We start from the raw sequence: 23,686 nt of genomic DNA on the forward strand, positions 1-23,686 counted from the left end.
CGACTTTGTACAACGATGGAAAAGGTTTAAAAATATAGTTCACAACTGACAAATAATGAAACAAACGGGGAGCCTTGTTTCACAACAAAACTCCCCTGTAAAAAGGAAAAATTGAGGGTGGCTGTATGAATAGCCGTACAAATGTAAACATTAAAGATCAAAGGTTATGGTTATATACAATAAAACAGGTCAAATTATACTTGATATTCCGTTAGATGATAATAGTTATCGTTACCGGGCTATCCGGCAGGGAGATAAGGTTTACCTTTATTTCTCCTTAACCCAGCACATTGAGATTCCGATCTATAGTTATATCGACTTCCAGGGACAACGATACACTCTATGGAAACCGGAGAACCTGACCAAACACGGGGAACGTAACTTGGAATATAATGTCGAGTTCGGTGGCTGGTGGGAACTTCTGAACCGGACGAAATACAAGCTGTTATCAGCGAAACCTCATAAATTGAAGTTTCCCCTTACTGCCAAGCCACGTCTGTTTATGCAACTGCTGGTAGATAATTTAAACCTGCATGATTCCGGATGGACGTTGGGAACTTGTATGGAAGCCTCAGAAAAGGCCCTGGCCTTTAACCATGAGACCTGTATGGAGGTTCTCAACCGGATGGCTGACGAATGGAACACTGAATTTGAATTTGTCGGCAAAACTGTAAATTTTGGAAAAGTCGAACGTTTCAGAGATGACCCGCTCCCGTTGTCATACGGCAAAGGTAACGGCTTTAAAACAGGTGTGGCTCGCCAGAACCAAGGCGAAAAGGTTCCTGTCTCCATCCTGTATGTCCAGGGAGGAGACCGTAACATAGATGTTTCGGCCTACGGTAGTTCAACCCTGTTATTACCAAAAGGGCAGGAAATAGAATACGAAGGGAGAAGATATAAAACGGATGCGGATGGGATGTTTATCACCCGTGCGGATCGTGAACTGACGACATACAACGAAGACGGTTATGACGCCGCAAACATCTATCCGTCCCGTGTGGGTACGATCAGCGAAGTGATCGCTGTCGACGCTACCAAGAACTTCTACGACTTCAAAGATAATACAATCCCGGATGCGCTTGATTATTCCCAATGCCGGATCGCCGGAGAAAAAGCGACGATCATCTTCCAGAGCGGGATCATGACCGGAAAGGAATTTGACCTCGAACAGACAGATGATGCTCTGACCGGTTATATTCACGCTGAACGAAGATTTAAGATCCGCCCGCAGGAAATCGACGGCACGATCATGCCAAACGACACGTTCAAGCCTGCTGTCGGTGACACATACGCGATCTTCCATATCTCTTTGCCGTCCGCCTATGTATGTGACAATACGACTCAAACAGGGGCGTCTTGGGATATGTTCCGCGAGGCGGTCAAATACCTGTATGAGCATGAAGAAGAGTGTTTCACATTCACCGGTGAACTGGATGGCATCTGGGCAAAAAAGAAATGGCTGGAGATCGGTGGCAGGCTGCAACCGGGCAGCTATATCCTGTTTAGCGATACGCAGTTCCAACCGGACGGCCTGCCGATCCGGATTACCGGGGTAAAGGATTACATCAACAATCCGCATGGCCCGGAGCTGGAACTGTCAAACACACCCGTCGCCGGTTTCCTTTCTTCCGACCTGGGCAAACTGGAAGGGAACGAAGTAAAAGATGAAGAACGGCATAATGAAGCGTTGTCTTTCACCAAACGTCGTTGGCGCGATGCCGTCGAAGCTTTGTCTATGTTAGAAGCCGCCATATCCGGATTCAGTGCCTCCATCAACCCGATCACGATCCAGACAATGGCGATGCTGGTCGGTGACGAAAGCCTTCAATTCCGATTTATAAACAGCAAGACAAACCCGTCAGAAATTATCCCGGATTTCAAATACAACCAACAAACGAAAGTATTCACTATCCCGACAACCATCTTACAACACATGACGTTAGGAGTTGATAAACTGTCTTCCTCTCATGCCGCATCTGAATATAAGTATTGGAACATGTCGGCCTATATATCGCCGCCCTTGGACGAAATAACCGCCATGTACCTGTATTCAAAATGTAGTAAATCAGGTACAACCGGTACATTCTTATTGAGTAAACCCCCTTATAAGATGGACCCCGGAGATGGTTACTATTATTTCCTGACCGGGGCATTGTCAAGCGAGTATGAAAACGAACGTAGTTTTGTCACGGTATACGGATTCACCGAGATACTGCCGGGACGCATAACGGTAGGCATGATCGTGAGTCCGGACGGACAGACCTATTTCAATGTCGCCCAGGGCGAATTTGGTGGAAAGTTTGTGTTCAAGTCTGCATCAGGCTATAACAACATTACAGACAAACCGGACCTCTCTATCTACGGTACCAAAGATTTACTCAATTCCATTAAGGATAATCTCCAGAACCAGATTGATGGAAAGATAGATACCTACTACCAATCGTCGAATCCCTGGAATAGTTGGCCTTCAGGAACGGAGCCGGAACACGTTGGAGATATGTGGTACAATACATCGACCGGAGTGCTGCAAACCTACATTGGTCCGTCTTCCAACATTTGGCGTGAAATCGTCGATCCGGCAGCAGTCGAAGCCGCTAAGGCAGCTGCCACCGCCGCCGACGTGAAAGCCGACAGTAAACGCCGCGTATTTACTGCAACCCCATATCCGCCATATGATGTAGGTGACCAATGGATCACATACGGGACAAAAAACAGCAGCATGTTTATTTGCAAGACATCCCGATCAGCCGGTTCAAGCTACAATCCTTCGGACTGGCAGAAAGCCGATATCGATGGCAATACGCAAGTCACAATCGACCGTGGAATTGTCACCGCTTCCGGATTCCTGACGTTCGGATCGACCGCCGGGATGCGTGCCGATGGGACGATCCGGCTATGGTGTGGCGGGACGAAAGACAACCCGACGTTCCAAGTCTCTAACGCCGGAGAGGTGATGGCAAAAACGGCCATCCGCCTGCAGAACAACATGGCCGGGCTTACCGGCGTAGGCACAGCCGCCACCTCTGTCCGTTTCTGGGCTGGCAGTTCAACCCCTGAGAGCGCCCCTTTCCGGGTTACGCAAAACGGCATGGCTTACATGTCAGGTGGCAAGATCGGACGTTTTTCAGTCGAAGGTATTGACAGTAATAGCCGAGGAGGCCGTTTAATTTGGAATCAGGCTGATTATTTTGGTGGCGTATCTCGTTCGTTAAAACTCGGGTATAGCAAAGATTACGAAGGTGTTGTTGACGTGTATTTCAATCCGGCAACAGACGGAAAGTTTGGGGTAAAGGCTGTTGGAGCGACTCTTGGGTCTGCTGCAATATATGGATCCAGCAAGTCCTCTCCGGCTTATCCAAGCTCTTTGGATAGCTGGGCCGGTTATTTCGACGGTTCCGCGTTCGCCTCAAAAATATGGTCTGACCAATATGTTGCAAAAAGTGCAAAAGGGCGTATGCTGTCGGGGCTTGATGGTGCTATCCGATTTGATAACAGTGACACATGGCTTGTATTCGCAAAAGGTTTATGCGTTGGTGCACGAAAGATGCGAGAATATGATCCAAACGCTGATACATAACAATTAAAACATTTAAAGTTTGCGTATGAAACTGACATTAAAAGACAGGGCATTGATCCTGAACACCGTGTTACCACAGTTTGACACGAGAAAAAACATGGAACTGAAAGTCTCGATCGATCGTAAGATTACCATTTCGGAGGTTGATCAGAAACGAATTGTCGTTAAAGACTTAGGAGGTAGCCAGATCAACATAGGTTTTACAGATGCAGCGGCCATAACGGAAACAACAGATATAGACTTGACAGATGAAGAACTGTCATATCTCAAAGAGCGAGTTGACTTCATCGACCGCAACGGGATGTTCTCCGAGTTCACGATGCCGACATATATCAAAATTTTGGACGAACCGCTATCGGAAGAACCTGCTTTGTAGTAAAAGCTGTTATCAATAAAACGGCGCTTAAACACCATATAGAGGATGTTTAAGCGCCAAATTATTTTTATACTTTTGGAATAAAAAAATTGTACTCTTGGTTTTGCCAATTATATCTGAATGAATTACAACGTCCGAACGGACTGTTCTATCATGCTTCCGATGTCCCTTATTTTTGGGCCAGAGGCAATGGATGGATGGCTGCCGGCATGGCAGAGTTGTTACTGTCTACTCCGAAAGACAATCCGAATCGTGCCCGGATTCTGGAAGGATACCGGTTGATGATGAAAAATCTGAAAGATTACCAGAGTGAAAGTGGCATGTGGAACCAATTGGTTGATAAAGCAGATTGTTGGCCGGAAACATCCGGTTCGGCCATGTTTACATACGCTATGATTATGGGCGTGAAAAAAGGTTGGCTGGATGCTGCGGAATATGGACCGGTGGCCCGGAAAGCCTGGATTGCTTTAGTCCCCTATATCAATAAGGATGGCGATGTGGAAGAGGTTTGCGTAGGAACGAACAAGCAGAATGATCTCCAATATTATTACGATCGTCCCCGCGTTGCAGGTGATTTTCACGGACAGGCTCCGATGTTGTGGTGTACATATGCTTTGTTATGTGAGTAAAAAATTATCCCTCTTCCGTTTTTCCGAACTGCAACCCGAGGAAGAGCGCGCCCGGTACCAGGATAATTCCGGCTGAAACCAGCAGGGCAATCCGGAGCGAGTACATATCATTCAGCCAACCGATAAAGGGGGCGATAGCAGCGAACATCAGGCGGATAATGAAGTTACGGATGGAAAGCACTGTCGCTCTCATGTCGGAAAAGGTCATCTGGTTGATGTAGCCTTTCAGGATCGGAGTGGCGAAACCGCGGAAAACGTAGAAGACGAGCAGGATGGCAAGTCCGGCGTAAGTCAGGTTGAAAGCCAGCGAAACATAACCGCCTACGATCACGACAAGGATCAGGATTCCCATCTTGCGCGGCCCGAAATAGCGGTCTACCCGGTCTGACCAGAGGGCAGCCAGACCGACTGTCAGGTTCAGGACCGTCCAGATGATGCCATACCAGGATATAGGGGTTTTCAGGAACATCAATATCGGCTGCACGAACCAGGCCATTGTCAGTGTTGCCGCCCCGATGATTCCGGAAAACATGATGTTGTAGCAAAGTTTTTTATTTGTGACCAACGAATATTTAATGATTCGCATAATCTCATTGACCGGATTTTGAATCTTGTTCGAACGGTTGACCTCCCTCAGTGCAAATGCCGCCGGAATACCCGTAAAAGCAATAACGGCCTGTGCGTAAAAAGGAAAACGAAGCGAATAAGCAGCTAACAGCCCGCCGAATATGCCGGCAACGGCCTCTGCAAAATTGCCGATCATCGTGATGCGTCCTTCATACCGGAGATATAAGTTCTCTTTTTTATATTGGGCGGTCGTATCGTACAACAAAGCCGAATCGGCACCGTTCACCAATGTTTGTCCGGTCCCCAACAGTAATTCGGCAAAAAGAAATGCGGTGAAAGTGGAGGTAAAGGAATAGCATAAGTACCCGAAAAAGAAAAGGATACACCCCAATATCAAACATTTGCGCCGTCCCCATACGTCAGCCAGGTAACCGGAAGGAATCTCTAACGCCACAGCCGCTACCGAATAGACACTTTTCAGAATAAACACATCCTGCAACCCTAATCCATGTTTTTCATAGAAAAGCACGATGATAGGCATGACCAATGTAAACCATTTGGAGAGTTTAATCAGATAGAGCGCCAGTATATTCCGTTTCATGCCTGCAAAGGTACGAAATGCAAATTAAAACAAAATACAATAACCCCCATTTCGTCCGTTTTTCTATTTCGTCCGAAATCTTGATCCATTTTGGATTGACTTTTTTCATGGTTTTGCCCTTTTTGTCTGACAACAGATGAAAAGAGGTGCCGAGGTTGTTCCGAAAAGCATGCAATTTGATTGCCGGAAACCGGAAAGGCTGTCAAAGTGATAAAGCTTAACTCCCGGAGAATCGAATATTTGAAAATAAAACGGACGGCGTCCCAAATATCGCAAGGAAATTCAGGTGCTTTTTTGCCCTAAAGACGGTCCTCTTTTCCATTACGACCGTCCAAATCGCCATTACGACCGTCCTAATCTTCGCGAGGTGCCGAGTGCACTACACATTAGCACGGTCACAATGGCAAAGAGGACGGTCATAATTGTTGAAAACGCTCAAAAAAGGCGGAAAAGTCCCTTTTTGAGGTCAAAAAAGCGGATTAACATTTATTTTGTTTCGGATGCCTTTTGATCTTGAAAAATACGTTTTATACAATAACCCCCCCTGCACGGGTGAGGGTGTGTCAAAACTGCCCTGTTCCCGCGCTTGACGCGGGATCGCATTAAAACCGACCGTATAAACAACTGATTGATAAGGCCTGTTCTTTTGCGGCCTCGCGTCAAGCGCGGGGACAAGGGTGTTTTGACACACCGCCACTGTCTAATTATTAGACAGTGGTGTACAAATATTAGACAGAATGGAAATTAAGACTTGTGTATAAGTACTTGTGTGTTAGCTACTTGTATCTTTTGGCATGTTTTTTGATTATTCTTCAATAGATATGGAATTAATGTCAAATCGATAAAAACAAACTGATATGAAAAACCTGAATATCGCATTGCGTTCCCTTTTCAAAAAAGGCAGGAGTAACGGGATCAAGATTTTATCATTGGGGGTAGGGTTAGCAATGGGCTTGGTGCTGATCGCCAAAGTCTGTTTCGAGCTTTCCTATGATGATTTTTATCCGGATAGCGAGTGCATCTACCAGATACGGGAGAATATGGAAGCGGGTGAAAAGAAAATGGACGATATGGACTTCGTCAGTGGAGGTGTTGCCCCGGGAATGAAGCTTGAGATTCCGGGGGTGGTCGCCGCAACCCGTTGTACTTTTTGGGTGGGTAATTCGGTGTTTTTCATGTCTGATAAGAATAAATATAAAGCCGATTTCCTGTTGGCGGATGAATGTTTCTTCGATGTCCTGCCGCGTAAAGTGTTAACGGGAGATGCGAAACAGATTCTATCAAGGCCGTTGTATGTACTTGTTTCCGAAAGTCTGGCCGAGAGGATAGGAGAGGGAAAGGATGTAACCGGAATGTCGTTCGAGCTGGCTTCTTTTCCCGGCCGGGTTATCACGATTGGCGGTGTGTTTGAAGATGTTCCTGAGAATTCACATTTAAGGTATGATGTCCTTCTGTCGTTATGCTCTATTAAGGATCTTATGGGGTGGACGCATGAAAATGGCTGGTTTGGCGGTGATAGTTATCATGGGTATATTAAGGTTCAACCGGAAGCCGATCAGGAGGCATTGGAGGCTGAAATGGCCAAGATGCTGGATCGTCATGTCCCTCCCGAAAAGTTGAAAGAGATGGGGATGACTTATCGTTTATCCTTAAAACCCCTTAAAGAAGTCTATGCAACTTCTTCGGCCGTAAAGGGTATGGCGGTCATGTTGTCTTTGATCGCTTTCTCTATTTTGTTTGCGGCTTTGATGAATTACATCCTGCTGATGGTTTCTTCGTTGGTTGTCCGTTCTAAAGAAGTTGCCATTCATAAATGCTACGGGGCTTCCGGTAAAAACATATCGGGGATGATCTTTTCCGAAACATTTGTGAACCTGTTTGCTTCCGTTCTACTTTCAGCCTTGCTGATACTTGCCCTTCGTGAAATGGTGGAGGAATTGTTGAAGGCATCTTTGGGAGCTTTGTTTACATGGCAGACAATATTGTTGTTGGCGGGTGTATGCCTACTGGTATTCTTGTTTGCCGGTCTGTTTCCCTCTTATTTGTTTTCCCGCGTACCGGTGGCGGTCGCTTTCCGTTCCTATACCGAATCGCGCCGTCTTTGGAAAAAAGGACTGCTGTTTATCCAGTTTGTTGCAGTCGGTTTTCTGGTTACGTTGCTGGCAATTATCGGTTTGCAGTACCAGAAGATGGTGACGGACAATCCCGGATACTCATACGACCGGGTTGTCTATACCTCTCTTTTCGGAGTAGAGAGTTCTGCCATCCGGATGGTTATGGATGAATTGGGGAAGTTGCCGGAAGTAGAAGCTGTTGCAGTTTCAAGCTCACTACCGGTTCGAGGTGGTGATGGAGGAAATATGATTTATCGGAACGGTTCTGACGATGTTGTTTTACATATTAATGACCTGGGACGTATGGATGCAGATTACATTTCGCTGATGGATATAAAAGTGATTGAGGGAAAGGCCTTTGACCGTTCTTATTCCGATTCGGCGCGTATCGTGATGGTCAGCCGGATGACAGCTGAAAAACTGGCGTTGACCTTAGGATGGAAAGACGGTGTGGTCGGTAAGAAACTTTATATAAGCGGACATGGCAAACCAAATGACTTTGAGATTATCGGGGTTTATGATGAAGTGCGTGTCGGAGCGATCAGATCTGAAATCATGCCGCCGACGGTCTGGTTCTATTCAAGTCGTCCGGGGAGTATCGTTTCAATGAAATTACATGGAGATATTACAGTTGAGAATATGAAACTCATAGAGAAAACCATTCAGAAGCTTCTTCCGGATAAAGATATTTCGGTAAACTCTTACGAAGTCAGTATCATCAATATGTATTCGGCTTCCCGGCTGTTCCGTAATTCCGTTATGCTGGGCGGCTTGGTTACTTTCCTGATCACTCTTGTCGGGCTGATCGGATATATTGCGGACGAAACGACCCGCCGCCGTAAAGAGATAGCGATCCGCAAGGTGAATGGTGCGACAGTCGTGAACATCATGGCTATTATTTCCAAAGATATACTCTATATGGCTATCCCGGCCGTGCTCTTAGGAGTCATGAGTTCTTATTGGATGGGGGAAAACTGGTTGCAACAGTTCTCCGAAAAGATACCGTTAAGCGTCTTTATCTTTGCGGGTTCTGCATTGGCAATCTGGCTGGTTGTCCTGGTTATGGTCGTAGCGCGTACCTGGAGTATTGCGAATGAGGACCCGGTGAAGAGTTTGAAGTCGGAATAGTATATATAAAAGGATAATAGATATGAGAAATTTGAATATAGCCATTCGCTCGCTTTTCAAGGGAGGAAGGCATAACATGATGAAGATTGTATCGCTGAGCGTAGGCTTGTCGGTGGCTTTGGTCTTAATTGCCAAAATCTATTTTGAACAGTCGTACGATACTTTCTACCCGGATGCAGACCGGACTTATCAGATTTATGAAAATTATAGCCAAGATGGCAAGGAGTCGGATTATTATAATGTAAGCGGCGCTGTAGCCCCCGGTATGCTATATGAGGTACCCGGTGTGGAGGCTGCTACCCGCCTTACTTATATCGGAGGGGATGAATCTTTGTTTTCAACCTCTGATAAAGAACGTTATTCGGCTCGTTTTATCATGATGGCGGATAGTAATGTGTTTGATCTGTTTCCGCGTCCTATCCTGTCCGGAAATCCGAAAAAAATATTGGCTAAACCCTGGTATGCGATGATTTCCCGCTCTTTGGCGGAAAAGATGGGCGGAATCGAGAAGGTCGAGGGGCTGACGATTATTCCCGATAATAATCCGGGAACGAAAGTGACGATCGGAGGCGTGTTCGAGGATATACCGGAGAACGCCAACCTGCGTTACGATATGTTGGTTTCCATGACTGGAATGGATAAGGAGAGTTTGGAGAACTGGTTGGGTAACGATCGCTATAAAGGGTATGTACGCCTGGTGTCGGGCGTCACTGCCGAAAGTCTTACGCCGGCCATACATGATATGGCGCTTCGCCATCAGAATGCGGAGGATATGAAGAGGTGGGGAATGGAACTGACCTATACATTGAAACCGATTCTCGATTTGCATAAGAAATCAGGCGAGGTGAAAAGCATGGTTATGATGCTGGCTATCCTGGCCTTAGCCTTGTTATTTACGGCTGTAATGAATTATATTCTGATTGCTATTTCTTCGATTGTGAACCGGACGAAAGAGATTGCCGTACATAAATCGTATGGGGCTTCGGAAGGGAATATCCACAATATGATGATGTCTGAAACACTGGTACACATGGTTTGTTCGATCGTGTTAGCGGTCTTTCTGATTTTCCTGGGCCGAGATATGATACACGAATTGCTGGATGTTTCTGTCGAAGGATTGTTGTTCTCGAAAGGAGCGTTGATCCTGCTGGCGGTATGTGTGGTTGTTTTTCTCGTGACGGGGTTTGTACCGGGAGCTTTGTTTGCACGTATTCCGGTGGCAGCCGCTTTCCGTAATTTCCGTGAAAGCCGCCGTGTCTGGAAACTCGGCCTGTTGTTCCTACAGTTTATTGCAGCCGGTTTTTTGGTCACGCTGCTTATCATTGTGGGGAGGCAGCACATGTTTATGGTGAACAGTAATCCCGGCTATTCTTATGACCGCCTGGCCTATTGCAGCATATCGGCGATCGACTCGACGACTCGTTACAAGGTGTTGGACGAATTGATGCGCATCCCGGAAGTGGAGGCGGTGACGACATCGACCATATTGCCTTTTTGGGATAGTCTGGCCGGTAATAATATTGCTTTGCCCGAATCTGATAAAGAGCTCTTTAATATCGCAGACCAGTATTGGTCCGGCAATGGTTTTCTGAAACTGATGGAGATTCCTGTCATCGAAGGACGTTCGTTTACGGAGAATATCCCGAAATCGGATGAAGTGATGGTTAACCGCGCTTTTGTCGAAAAGATGAAAGAGTTTACGGACTGGTCTGACGGTCCGGTCGGCAAATCCATTTATATTTCGGAACATGCCAATTATGATTCTAAGTTTTATACGATTTGCGGGGTGTATGAAAATTACCGTATCGGCTCACTTATCAGCCAGGACGATCGGCCTTCCGTATTGTTCTACCGGCAGCGGCCCCTGGATTACCTGCTGGTAAAATTCCATCAGATAACCCCGGATGCCGTTGCAAAAGTAAATGACAAGTTAGAGGAACTTATCCCGGATAAGGATATGAAGCTTTCGGTTTATTCGGTCTCGATGGTAGAGCAGTACAGCAGTTCCCGGAAGTTCAGGGATCAGGTCCTGATCGGCGGCATTATCACGTTGCTTATCTCCATGATCGGATTGATCGGTTATACGAACGACGAGGTGAACCGTCGCCGTAAAGAGTTGGCTATCCGGAAGGTGAACGGGGCTACATTGAAAGATATACTGACTATGTTCCTGACCGATATTTTATGGCTCGCCCTGCCTGCTATCGTGTTAGGATGTATCATTACCTATTATGTCGCGGAACGCTGGCAAGAGCAGTTTATAGAAAAGATACCGCTCAGTCTCTGGATGTTTGTTTCCGGCGGGTTGTTTGTCTGCCTGGTTGTTATCGTGTGTATTGTCTATCGAACTTGGAATGCGGCGAACGATGATCCGGTGAATAGCCTGAAGTCGGAATAGTGTCAAATATTTATACACCATTGTCAAATAATTGGACACTATTCGGGGATTAACTTATTTGTATGTGTCTGTGTTTTAGTGTGTTGTTCGTTTTGGCACGTTTTTTGAACCTGTATGTTCAGAAAATAATAAAATACAAGATATGAGAAACTGGAACATAGCAATACGTTCGCTTTTTAAGAAAGGGCGGAGTAATGGGATTAAGATTTTGTCATTAGGTGTCGGGCTGGCAATGGGGCTTGTCCTTATATCCAAAGTCTGTTTTGAAAGTTCTTACGATAAGTTCTATCCCGGCAGTGACCGTATTTACCGGTTGCATGAGAATGTCATCCGGGAGAATGAATATAAGACCTATCCGCAGGTAAGCGGCGGTGTCGCTCCCGGTATGCAGGCCGAGATTCCGGAAGTCGAGAAGGCTACCCGCCTGACATATATCGGAGGCGACAAGGAGATATTCAGGACGGAAGACAAGAACCGTTATTCGGCGCGTTACGTCGTAATGGGCGATACGAACGTCTTCGATTTGCTTCCCCGTCCGATCCTGATCGGTGATCCGAAAACGACGCTGGCGCGTCCGGGCTATGTGATGATTTCACGCCGTATAGCCGATTTGCTTGGTGGTGTAGAGAAGTCGATGGGACAGAAGTTCGAGTTTGAATCCAGTCCGGGACAGACCTATACGATCGGCGGCGTGTTTGAGGATGTTCCTGAAAACTCCCACTTACGTTTTGAGATTGTCGCTTCCCTGGAAGGCATGAATAAGTGGAGCCGGGAAAACTGGCTGGGGAATGACCGCTATTTGGGATATGTGAAGCTCTATCCCGGGACGGACCCGGAAAGCCTGACGAACGCTATCCGTGAGATGCAGGGGCGGCACTGTGACCTGGAAGAGGTGAAAAAGGCCGGAGTCGACTTGACTTACACGCTGGTTCCGTTGATGGATATGCATAGCAATAGCAGTGAAGTAAAGAGTATGAATTCCCTGTTGCTCCTGCTTGCTTTCGTTCTTATCCTGACGTCTGCCATGAATTATGTCCTGATTGTGATCTCTACGCTGATAAACCGGACGAAGGAGGTGGCTGTCCATAAATGTTATGGCGCCTCCGACAAAAATCTGTTCGGTATGATTATGTCGGAGACCTGCCTGCATATGCTGATATCCCTTCTGCTTGCGGCTTTCCTTGTTATCCTGTTCAGAGGAAAGGTTGAAGAATTGTTGGGAGCTTCTTTAGGGGCTTTATTTTCTTCGCAAACGGTCTTGGTTTTGGTAGGCATTTGTGTGATGATCTTCTTTATTACCGCGTTGATTCCGACATATATATTCCTGCGTATTCCGGTTGCCGCCGCATTCCGTAATTTCAAAGAGTCGCGTCGCTACTGGAAGCTCTGCCTGTTGTTTATACAGTTTGTGGCGACTGCTTATCTGGTAGCGTTGTTGTCTGTCATCAATAAGCAATACGATTATATGGTGAACGTCAGCCCTGGATATGCTTACGACAAATTGGTCTATTGCGATACGCAGGGTGCGGAAGAATCGGTTCGCAACACAGTGATTGAAGAGCTGCGTAAGATGCCTGAAGTTGATAAAGTTTCAGCATGCTACGATTTGCCGATTTCGGGTATGTCCGGAAATAATGTCTTGCTCCCCGGTGATGATCGCGAGTTGTTCAACATCGCCGATATGTATTGGGTAAAGGATGATTACTTCTCTTTGATGGAGATTCCGATCGTCGATGGCGAAGTGTTCCGCTCGGATGGCTCGGCTAAAGACAAAGTGATGGTCAGCCGCTCTTTTGTAAAGAAAATGGAGACGGTGGCAGGTTGGACGGGTAGCGCTGTCGGAAAAAACATCGTCGTAACGGAGCACAGCCAGAACGGAGAACCGCTTACAATTTGCGGTGTGTTTGAAGATGTATGCATCGGTAGTACCGGCAATCCGGATTTACGCCCGACAGTGTTATTCTATGACAAGTATGCACCGAAAATCCTGATTAAATTCCATGAAATGTCACCCGAAAACATAAAGAAAGCGCAGGGCGTGCTGGAAAGCATCATGCCGGACCGCAGTGTCAATGTGACTGCCTATTATATGGATATGATAGACCTGTACAAAGATTCCCGTACGTTCCGCGATTCTGTTTTGATCGGAGGTATCGTGACCTTGATCATCGCATTGATCGGTTTATTGGGATATACCAGCGATGAAACGAACCGCCGCGGACGCGAGATCGCAATCCGTAAGGTGAACGGGGCTTCGGCATGGAGCATCTTGAAAATGATTTCCAAAGATATTTCTTATATTGCGATACCGGCTATCGTGATCGGTATAACGATCGCCTATTTTTCCGGAACCGGCTGGCTGAAACAATTTTCCGGAAAGGCATCTCTCGGATTCTTCATGTTCCTGGCGGGGGCGATGTTTGTCTATCTGTTGATCGTCGTCAGTGTCCTTTGCCGTGCATGGCTTGTTGCAAATTCGAATCCGGTGGACAGTCTTAAATCGGAATAATTAGAGAAAAGAGATGTTACGTTTGCCCGATACGGGTGTCTTGTTTATAGAAATATATTATATCATGAAACAATTATTTTATACAGTCAGCTATTTGAAAAAAGCCTGGGGTAATAATCTGATTAAGATTTTCACCTTGACGTTAGGCTTAACGATCGGTTTGGTTTTGTTTGCCCGTATCGCATTCGATTTGAGTTATGATAAATTCTTGCCGGAGGCGGAGAATATTTATCAGGTACAAACGGTTTATACGACAGGCGTAGGGTCGGCCGAGGCTAAATCGAACGATTATGCTTTCACCTTCCAGCCGGTGGCTCCGACGATGCCACTCGAAATACCGGGAGCTATTGCCGGGACCTCTCTTCTCGAAAGTGGCGAGCGGGTTATTTTTGAAGGTGAAGACCGTTATTCCGTTAAGACGATCTATGCTGATACGATGTTTTTCAAAACGCTTCCTTATAAGATTCTTTCCGGTAGCGAGATGGGATTGAAGACGGGTGGGAATGTATTCCTTTCGGAATCGCTTGCCCAACGAATCTTTAAAGGAGAGGACCCGATAGGGAAGACGTTATTCAATGATAAAGCCCATAAGGAAACTCTGACTGTGGTCGGGACATTTGAAAATGTGCCGGAAAACTCGCACCTCGATTTCAATCTGATTTATTCGATTGCCCGGAATAGCCGGAATAGTTGGGACGGGGGAGACGGTTATAGAGGGTATGTCCGCATGCAGGCAGGTGTCGATATAAATGCGATCAATGAAGAAGCCATACCTGAGATGTTGGCACGCCATATGGACCGCGAGTCAATGAAAAAGGGCGGCTATGCTTTTGATTGCTACCTGAAGCCTATCACGACTCTGCATACGGACAATAAGGAAACGAAGCTGACTTTGCTCGTCCTTTCGCTTTTAGCAACGCTGATACTGGTGGCTGTCTCGCTGAACTATGTGATGATGTCTATTTCGTCATTGGCTACCCGCGCCCGTACGATGGCGATCTATAAAAGTAACGGAGCCAGTTCCGGGAATATCTTTATGATGAATCTGTCCGAAACGGTAATCCTGATCCTGCTCTCGTTGGTTTGTACGGCTCTGCTGGTTTTGGTTTCGGGAGATTTGATAACGGAACTGACAGGAGTGACGCTGGGTTCGCTTTTTTCCGGACGGCAATTGCTGGTATCGTTAGGATTGGTCTTCCTGGTAGTCTTGCTTTCAGGTGTTGTGCCGGCGCGTATCTTTTCGGCTATTCCTGTGACACAGGCGTTTCGTTTTTATAACTACAGCAAGCGCGGATGGAAACAGGGATTGTTAGGCGTGCAGATTGCTTGTGCGGCCTTTATGCTGACTTTCCTGGCGATCATCCTGCTGCAATATAATAAGGTCTTGAATAAGGACCTCGGCTATCATCCGGATAATATTGTCTATTGTGATCTTGACAGCATCCCGTCCGAGCGTCAGCAGATGGTAAGAACGGAGCTGATGCGTTCTCCGGAAATAGAGAATATTACGTTTGCCAGTTATCTGATCTGCAATTTTTTCAGCGGTACGCCTATGATCGATCCGGAAACACAGGAGGCGTTGGCTACACTGCGCTTCCAATTTGCAGATTCCAGCTATGTGAGCACATTAGGGTTGAACCTCGTGCAGGGTTCGAATATCCCCTCTTTTATGGCCGAACCGACTCCGGCTCTGGTTAACCGGAAATTCCTCGAACTTCTACGCTGGGATGACAATGCGATCGGGAAAGTCTATAAATGCAAAGGATTGTTCGATATTGTGATTGCCGGCGTGCTCGATGATTTCATAGTCGGTTCCATATTCGTTCCGCAGACACCGGTGATCATTGTCGGTATCGGAAGTGACTGGAACTCTTTATCCATAAACGTACGCCTTCGTGAGATGTCGCCCGAGTCTTTTTCGATGCTTGAAAACCGTCTTCGGGAATTGCTTCCGGAGCAGGATATCGTCTTGACCACCTATCGCGACAAGATACACGAGTCCTATCGCGACACCGAGCGGTTCCGTAATTCCGTAGCGGTGGCGGCCGTATTCATGTTGCTGATTACGCTGATGGGGCTTGTCGGATATGTCTCCGATGAGATACGCCGGCGGAGCAAGGAGATTGCTATCCGCAAGGTCAACGGGGCGACGGCGGTCGATGTGCTGAAATTGTTGTTGCATAATATCATTGTGATCGGTACGCCGGCGGTTATTATCGGCCTGATCGGAACTTATCTGGCTGGAGATAAGTGGCTGGAGAATTTCCCGGAAAAGATTTCGTTGAATGTCTTTATCTTTATATTGGGAGGCCTTGCCTTGCTGATTGTGATCGGGTTCTGCGTCGTCCTTCGCTCCTGGTATGTGGCGAACGAAAACCCGGTGAAGAGCATTAAGTCAGAATAATTTGCCAATTTGCCAATGTGGCGCTTCGCTAAATGTGCCAATGGAATAAAAAGACCTCATCTCAGTGAATCGTCTTTTATTTCATTGGCACATTGGCATATTAATAAATTGGCACATTATTCATGTTATGTTTGTCTAAGTCGCGTGTCTTATTAATAGAATGGAACAAGAACAGTTTAAAATAGAAGTCGTACCACTCAGGGGGAAGTTGTCGGGATGTGCCCGTCGCTTGCTGGACGATCCCGAAGATGTGGAAGATATCGTGCAGGAGGTTTTTCTCAAGCTGTGGTATATCCGTGAGGAACTGGAGCGTTATGATAGCGTGGAAGCGCTTGCCGTGCAGATCACCAAGCACCTTTGTCTGAACCGCCTCCGTTCCTTCCAGTACAGGCAGGAGAAGTTATCCGATTCGGCAATTATAACCGCAGACGATAATCCATACGTTTCGTTGGAACAGAAAGACAGTGTGAGCCATGTCATGAGCATTATGGAACAACTGCCCGGATTGCAACAGACGATACTCCGGATGAAACATGTCGATGGTTTCGAGGTGAAGGAGATTGCCGAGTTGACAGGCAGTACACCGGAAGCTGTCCGCGTGAACCTCTCGCGGGCACGTAAAAGAGTCAAGGAACTATTCTTAAAAATGTAACAGGATGAAATCAGACGAATATACATATATAGAAAATCTGTTGGAGCGTTTCTTCGAAGGGGAAACGTCCAATGTCGAAGAGCAGGAGCTATATGCCTTCTTCGCACGTCCGGATTTGCCGGAACATTTGAAGCCCTACAAACCTGTGTTCGGTTATTTTGAAACCGGAATCGCTCGCGAAGTGGAGGAGGAGAACTCCCCGAAACAGGTTCGTAAAGTCCCTTTTTACAAAAAGTGGTTATGGATAGGTACCGCTGTGGCCGCTTCTTTGTTGTTGTTCTTATTTTTGAACAAAGAGGATCGTAAGCAGGAAGATGATTTTAATCCGTACGCCGGAAGCTACATCATCCGCAACGGCGTAAAGACGGAAATACCGGAAAATGTGGCCAAGGATTTGGACAAGATGATCCGGCAAGCTGAGAAATCACATTATGAGAAGGAACGGATGGCATTGCAACCCGTACAACAGCACCGGCAAACCCTGCATGATATAAAAATGAAAGAACAAGAGGCGAAACAAATCGAATCCGACATAGAGATGTTGGAAGAGAGATATAAGGATAAATAATGATTTAATAACCATATAATAATAGAAAATATGAAAACAAGAAATCTTATTTTAACGGCTGTCCTGCTGATGGCGGGGAGCTGGGCCGGCGATTTATTGGCACAGACGAATTTGAATGCGCTGATGAAGAAGTGCGAGTCGAAGGATAAAGTGAACGTGGAAGTGATCTACGACAAAGATCGGAAGACAAAGAAACCCGTGAAGGAAGTGATCACGATCACTTTTTCGACGAAAGATAACCCGAAATTGCTGGATGAATTTATAAACGCTTTCCAGAAGGATAAAGAAGCGGCTTACAAAGTGATCGAATCGAAACAGAACGGAAGGGTGTTGCCCTCTTTTTACCGTTTTTCTTCCGGAACGAGCGACATATCCTATTCGTTGGATGATCTTAATCTCAAACCCGGATATAAGGATAATGAGTATCTGCTCAGGAACGGGAATATCCGGGTCACAAAGATCGAACGTTTCGAGTTCAAGGAAGAAAGCGAATGGGGATAAACCTCGAGCCATTTTTGTTCAAAGTGTCTAATATCTTTACACTACTGTCAAAAAATTAGACACTTTCGAAAAATATCAAATTCTTTATAGCGCTGTAAATAAATAATTTATGTACTTTGGCACGCTGTTTGCCTATAATTAGGCAAGAAGATGTAATAACAATAAAAACAGATACAGTCATGATTAAAATTGAAGGATTAAGTAAGTTTTTCCGCACTGAGGAAGTAGAAACAATCGCATTGAACGGCGTGTCGATGGAAGTGAAAGATGGTGAGTTTGTCGCAATCATGGGACCTTCCGGTTGCGGTAAGTCAACGTTGCTGAATATCTTAGGGTTGTTGGATAACCCGACATCGGGCGACTATTACCTGGCAGATAAAGAAGTCGGACACCTGAAGGAAAAAGAACGTACCCAGGTGCGTAAAGGGAATATCGGTTTCGTGTTCCAGAGTTTTAACCTGATCGATGAGCTGAATGTATTTGAAAACGTAGAGTTGCCGCTGACCTATCTGAAGGTCAAAGCCAGTGAGCGCAAGCAAATGGTAAACGATATCCTGAAAAGGATGAACATCAGCCATCGTGCCAGCCACTTCCCGCAGCAGCTCTCCGGAGGTCAGCAACAACGTGTAGCTATCGCACGTGCCGTCGTCTCCAATCCGAAGATCATCCTCGCCGATGAGCCGACCGGTAATCTGGATTCCAAGAACGGTGCGGAAGTGATGCAACTCCTGACCGAATTGAACAAGGAAGGCACTACCATTGTTATGGTAACGCACTCCAAACACGACGCGAGCTTTGCACACCGTGTGGTTAACCTCTTTGACGGTAGCATCGTTTCGTCGGTAAGTGAATTCATTTAATGTTTTGCAAGAATAACACATAGACACATTCAAATTGTTTTGTTGCAGATATATCCGGCTTGTGAAAGTCGGATATATTTTTAAAAAGGAGGAGTACGCATGAATAATATACTGAATTTTAAGTCTTTTCTGAAGTTCCTGAGTCGGAATATGGGATATACGGCAATCGATGTCTTCGGGCTTTCGGTGTCGCTGATGTTTGTGATCCTGATTACGGTATATACGTATCAAGAATTGGCGACGGACCGTTTCCAGGAGAATGGTGACCGGATTTGCGTGATTGGGAATGAGAAAGGCTTGGGAACAGCTATCCCTGTCCCTTACCGCTTGAAGGAACAGTTTCCGGAGATCGAGAAGGTTTGCCCGGTTGTTGTTCCGGGTAACTTCAGCAATATATTAGCCCTGTATGGCGATAATATGTTGCAAGTGGATATGATGTGTACCGACTCCACCTTCTTTGATTTCTTCTCTTTCAAACTTTTGAAAGGAAATCGTGAACTGGCATTGGAAGATCCTTATAGCGTGGTTCTCTCCGAGACTTTTGCCCGGAAGATGTTCGGTGGTGAAGAACCGATAGGTAAAAGTTTCCGGATCAGCGACTCGACAACGGTAATCGTGAGCGGAGTAATGGAAGACATACGCAGATCGGTGCTCCCTTCTTGCGACATACTGGCGCGTTTGGAACGTGCGAAAGAATTTAACGGAGGTCTATCGCTGACGAATGAAGGCAATGCCGGTTCTACAGCCGGTTTCTTAATGCTTCATAAGGGGGCGGATTTGGCTTCGAGGACTTCCGATATCTATGATTTCCTGAAAGAATCTTTCTGGCCTTATACGATCGATGTGTGGAAAGAGGTGAGGGTTATTCCTTTCAACGATATCTATTTTTCTTCATACGAATGGTCGGTGCTCCAGACCGGCGACCGTAATTTCGTGTTAGTGTTGATGTCTGTCGGCATCCTGATCTTGATCTTTGCCGTATTCAATTATATCAACCTGACTGTGGCGCAGGCCGGGCAGCGTGCTCGTGAGATGGCTACCCGCCGCCTGTTGGGGTCATCGCGCACGGAACTGTTCATACGGTTGATGATCGAGTCGACGATGCTGACGTTGTTTTCGTTTATCATCGGGTTGCTGTTAGCTGTGGCAGCGGTGCCTTATGTGAATGAATTGCTGGATACGAAGATCTATCTGGTCGATGCTTGTACGCCTGCCTGGATCGGTGTGGCGGTTGGGCTTATCCTGCTGATCGGAGTGCTGTCGGGGTTTTTGCCTGCTATGCTGATTTCGGCTTCGAAGCCGATCGACGTGGTACGCGGTACGTTCCGCAGGCAGACGAAGATGGTGTTCAGTAAAGTCTTCATCACTTTCCAGAATACGATTACGATCGCTACGCTGTCCGCAGCCTTGGTGATGGGATTGCAGATTTATCATATGATTGTCGCGCCGTTAGGCTATAATACTTCCAATATATTGGTCGTGGCGAATACTTTACGTTCGGATAGCGAAAAGGCTGCAGCGATCGACCGCATCCGGGAATTGCCTCATGTTAAGGCTGTCGGTTTCTCTAATGGGACTCCTTTCAGTGGAACGAACAACCTGACTGGGGTGTTTGAAGGGAAATCGCTTAGTTTTCAGCAAATGACACTCGATAGTGCGGCTTTTAAGATATTGGGGCTTCAGATTAAACATGATAATCAGGTCGCTTCGTCCAAGCCTTGGAGTTGGTATCTGACGGAACGCGCTTTCCGGGATATGGAGTTGCCGGAAAATGCGGAATATTTCGGGTTGAAGGATGACGAACCGGCTCAGATATTAGGTGTGTTGAAAGATTTCCACCTGCGGAATATCAATATGGAAAGTGCACCAGTCATGCTGCGCTTTCGTGATTTCAGCAAGCCGGACAGCCATCCCTGGAATGTTCTGATCGAGGTGGACGGAGAGCCCATGACGACTTATTCTGCCGTGCGCGAGATTTTTGAAGATGTGACGAAAGTTGATTTTGAGGGGAATTATCTCGAACAGAAGATCGAGAGTTCGTTTGATTCGCAGATACGTTTAGTCAAGATTGTGTTGCTCTTCGCCTGCGTTGCAATTCTGATTTCGATGTTGGGATTGTTGGCGATGTCGACCTATTTCATCCAGCAGCGTTCGCAGGAGGTTGCTGTCCGCAAGGTCTTCGGGTCTGACAACCGGGCGATCCTGAACCGTCTGGTAGGAACGTTCCTGATGTATGTGGTGATTGCGTTTGTGATTGCTGCGCCGATAAGCTGGTATATCATGGATAAATGGATTGCGGACTATTCTTACCGTATCACGCTTAGTCCGCTTATCTTTCTTGTGGCCGGTTTGTTTTGTCTGCTGATATCTTTCTTCGCGGTCTTCTACCAAAGCTGGCAGGCGGCGAATGCGAATCCGGTAGAGAGTGTGAAGGTTAGTTGAGTATTATGATCCATAATTCTAAGACATGAATAATATAGTAAATATCAAGTCTTTTCTGAAGTTTCTAAGTAAGAATAAAGCATATACGGCGATCGACGTCTTCGGACTCTCGGTATCGTTGATGTTTGTGATCCTGATTGCCGTGTATGTGGAACGGGAGCTGAATATAGACAAACAACAAGTTAATTATGACCGCATCTATGCGATCGGAAACGAGAACTTCCTGGGTACGGGTGTTCCTGTTCCTTACTGGCTGGAGGAGCGTTACCCCGAAATCGAACAGGTGTGCCCCGTCATCACCGACCAAGGAAAAGGGATGCAGGTCTTTTACGGTGAAAAGAAATATAAGGCGGATGTGGTCTATGCCGACTCCACCTTTTTCAGTATGTTTTCCTTTAAGGTCCTGGACGGCAATCGCGAGGAAGTTATGAAAAGCGCCTACGACGCGGTTGTCTCCGAGAGTTTTGCCAACAAAGCTTTCCCAGGCGAGAATCCTGTCGGCAAAAGTCTTCGGATCAGCGATTCGACCAGCGTCACTGTGACCGGTGTCATGGAGGATATCAACCGCTCCGTTATTCCTTATGCCGATGTCTTGTTACGTATCGAGCGTATAGCCGAGTTCAACAGCGGATTGACGAAGACCAGTGCCAACAACGCCGGCTCGGCTGTCGGTTTCATCCAGCTTAAACCCGGTGCCGACCTGAAGGCGCAGACCGATGACATCCTGGAGTTCCTGAAGGAACGTTTCTGGCTCTATGAGAGAGGATTTGCAAAAGACCTCTATATCGTTTCGATCCCCGAGATCTATTTCGGCAAGTGGAAATACTCGAATATGAACAGTGGCGACCGCAGTTTCTCGCTCGTCCTCATGTCCGTCGGTATCCTGATCCTGATCTTTGCCATTATCAACTATATCAACCTGACGGTTGCGCAGGCCAGCCAGCGTGCCCGCGAGATGGCTACGCGCCGCCTGCTGGGATCGCTCCGTAGCGATCTTTTTACCCGGCTGATGATGGAGGCTACACTTCTGACGGTCGTCTCGTTTGTGATCGGTCTGCTGTTGGCGATTGCGGCTTTGCCGTTTGCGAACGATCTGTTGCAGGTGCGCTTGACGCTCGACGTGCTATGGACGCCGCTTTGGGGTGGGGCGATTGTGGGCTTCATCCTGCTGACCGGTTTCCTGTCCGGGTTGCTACCTGCTATCCTGGTCTCGTCGGCTAAGCCGATCGATGTGGTTCGCGGCACGTTCCGCCGGCAGACGAAGATGGTATTCAGTAAGTTTTTCATTACATTCCAGAATATTATCACTATCGTTATGATTGCTGCATCGCTGACAATGTATCTTCAGATCAACCATTTGATCCACGCACCATTAGGGTATAACACGGAGAATATTATCCAGACGAATAACGTCTTCCGCTCGAGAAGCGAGATGGAGAAGGCGGAAGACATGCTCAGCCAGATCCCCTACGTCAAGGCCGTCGGCTACACAAACGGGACGCCTTCCGGCGGGACGAACAACATGAGCGGCGATTACGAGGGTAAATCGCTTAGTTTCCAGCAGATGCAAGTCGACAGCGCCGCTTTTCGGATCTTCGGCTTGGAGATTAAGACAGACAACCATGTGGCAAATTCCGACGGGGGCTGGTACCTGAACGAACTGGCGTTTAAACAGATGGACCTGCCGGAAGATGCTGCCACGTTCAAGATGTATGACCGGGAGACACCGATCCTGGGTGTAATCAAGGACTTCCATTTGTGGGACATCTCGCGGGAGAACTCTCCGTTGATGTTGCGCTTCAACCGGCATCATTCCGATTGGTGGCCGTGGAGCTACGTGATCGAAGTGCAGGGCGATCCGGTGAAGGCTTTTGCCGAGGTCCGCAAGGTCTTCGAGGAGGTTTCGGGTGTCAGCTTCGAGGGCGAGTTCATCGACCAGGACATACAGAGCCATTTTGAGACGCAGATTCGTTTGACTAAGATCGTGGTGATCTTTGCCTGTATCGCGATCCTGATTTCGTTGTTGGGGTTGCTGGCGATGTCGACCTATTTTATTCAGCAGCGTGCACAAGAGGTGGCAATCCGCAAGGTGTTCGGTTCGGACAACCGGTCGATTTTAAACCGCCTGGTGGGTACGTTCCTGATGTATGTCGGGATTGCGTTTGTGATTGCCACACCGGTCAGTTGGTACTTTATGAATCATTGGTTGGCAGACTATTCCTACCGCATCTCTCTGAACCCGCTTATATTCATTGCGGCAGGTCTGTTCTGTCTGCTGATCTCTTTCTTCTCGGTCTTTTTCCAGAGCTGGCGTGCGGCAAATGCGAATCCGATCGAGAGTGTGAAGGATAATTGATAAT

13 protein-coding genes and 1 pseudogene are annotated in these 23,686 nt (G+C 46.9%); 13 read left to right on the forward strand and 1 reads right to left on the reverse strand.

What is annotated here, in order from left to right; genetic code table 11:
• Positions 1-166: 166 nt before the first annotated feature.
• The 3 genes and pseudogenes from DWW90_RS02500 to DWW90_RS02510 form a co-directional block, all read left to right on the forward strand.
• Positions 167-3,577, forward strand: coding sequence for a hypothetical protein (locus tag DWW90_RS02500; protein WP_122343877.1), 3,411 nt, complete (start codon positions 167-169; stop codon positions 3,575-3,577).
• 25 nt (positions 3,578-3,602) lie between these two features.
• On the forward strand, positions 3,603-3,953 hold the full coding sequence (locus tag DWW90_RS02505) for a hypothetical protein (RefSeq protein ID WP_122343878.1): 351 nt from the start codon (positions 3,603-3,605) through the stop codon (positions 3,951-3,953).
• A gap of 110 nt (positions 3,954-4,063) precedes the next feature.
• Positions 4,064-4,582: pseudogene (locus DWW90_RS02510) on the forward strand (glycoside hydrolase family 88 protein); the annotation flags it as partial.
• Between the two features lie 4 nt (positions 4,583-4,586).
• Here DWW90_RS02510 and DWW90_RS02515 read toward each other — a convergent pair.
• A complete protein-coding gene (locus DWW90_RS02515) occupies positions 4,587-5,750 on the reverse strand; it encodes an MFS transporter (RefSeq protein WP_122343879.1) in 1,164 nt (387 codons plus the stop codon).
• 857 nt (positions 5,751-6,607) lie between these two features.
• On the opposite strand from DWW90_RS02515, the gene DWW90_RS02520 reads away from it, so the two are divergent.
• From DWW90_RS02520 to DWW90_RS02565, 10 genes are all read left to right on the forward strand, one after another.
• The gene (locus tag DWW90_RS02520) at positions 6,608-8,992 is read left to right on the forward strand and encodes an FtsX-like permease family protein (protein WP_122343880.1); all 2,385 of its coding nucleotides are present in this window, start codon (positions 6,608-6,610) and stop codon (positions 8,990-8,992) included.
• Positions 8,993-9,014: 22 nt separating this feature from the next.
• The gene (locus tag DWW90_RS02525) at positions 9,015-11,390 is read left to right on the forward strand and encodes an FtsX-like permease family protein (RefSeq protein WP_122343881.1); all 2,376 of its coding nucleotides are present in this window, start codon (positions 9,015-9,017) and stop codon (positions 11,388-11,390) included.
• Between the two features lie 142 nt (positions 11,391-11,532).
• Complete coding sequence (locus DWW90_RS02530; protein WP_122343882.1) at positions 11,533-13,899, forward strand: ABC transporter permease; 2,367 nt, start codon at positions 11,533-11,535, stop codon at positions 13,897-13,899.
• A gap of 64 nt (positions 13,900-13,963) precedes the next feature.
• Positions 13,964-16,303, forward strand: coding sequence for an ABC transporter permease (locus DWW90_RS02535; RefSeq protein WP_158582802.1), 2,340 nt, complete (start codon positions 13,964-13,966; stop codon positions 16,301-16,303).
• A 160-nt stretch (positions 16,304-16,463) separates the two neighbouring features.
• Entirely contained in the window at positions 16,464-16,955 is a 492-nt protein-coding gene (locus DWW90_RS02540) for an RNA polymerase sigma factor (protein WP_115500095.1), read from the forward strand.
• A gap of 4 nt (positions 16,956-16,959) precedes the next feature.
• Positions 16,960-17,523, forward strand: a complete 564-nt coding sequence (locus DWW90_RS02545) for a hypothetical protein (protein WP_122343884.1) — start codon at positions 16,960-16,962, stop codon at positions 17,521-17,523.
• A 30-nt stretch (positions 17,524-17,553) separates the two neighbouring features.
• Positions 17,554-18,024 (forward strand): DUF5024 domain-containing protein, encoded by a 471-nt coding sequence (locus DWW90_RS02550; protein ID WP_122343885.1) that lies wholly within the window; start codon positions 17,554-17,556, stop codon positions 18,022-18,024.
• Between the two features lie 179 nt (positions 18,025-18,203).
• Positions 18,204-18,884 (forward strand): ABC transporter ATP-binding protein, encoded by a 681-nt coding sequence (locus tag DWW90_RS02555; RefSeq protein WP_115500098.1) that lies wholly within the window; start codon positions 18,204-18,206, stop codon positions 18,882-18,884.
• 99 nt (positions 18,885-18,983) lie between these two features.
• Positions 18,984-21,326: an ABC transporter permease gene (locus tag DWW90_RS02560; protein WP_122343886.1), complete on the forward strand. Its 2,343-nt coding sequence runs from the start codon at positions 18,984-18,986 to the stop codon at positions 21,324-21,326.
• A gap of 25 nt (positions 21,327-21,351) precedes the next feature.
• Positions 21,352-23,682, forward strand: a complete 2,331-nt coding sequence (locus tag DWW90_RS02565) for an FtsX-like permease family protein (RefSeq protein ID WP_122343887.1) — start codon at positions 21,352-21,354, stop codon at positions 23,680-23,682.
• Positions 23,683-23,686: the final 4 nt, after the last annotated feature.

The sequence above is a fragment of the Parabacteroides sp. AF17-28 genome, assembly GCF_003479205.1.
Taxonomy (GTDB): Bacteria; Bacteroidota; Bacteroidia; order Bacteroidales; family Tannerellaceae; genus Parabacteroides; species Parabacteroides acidifaciens.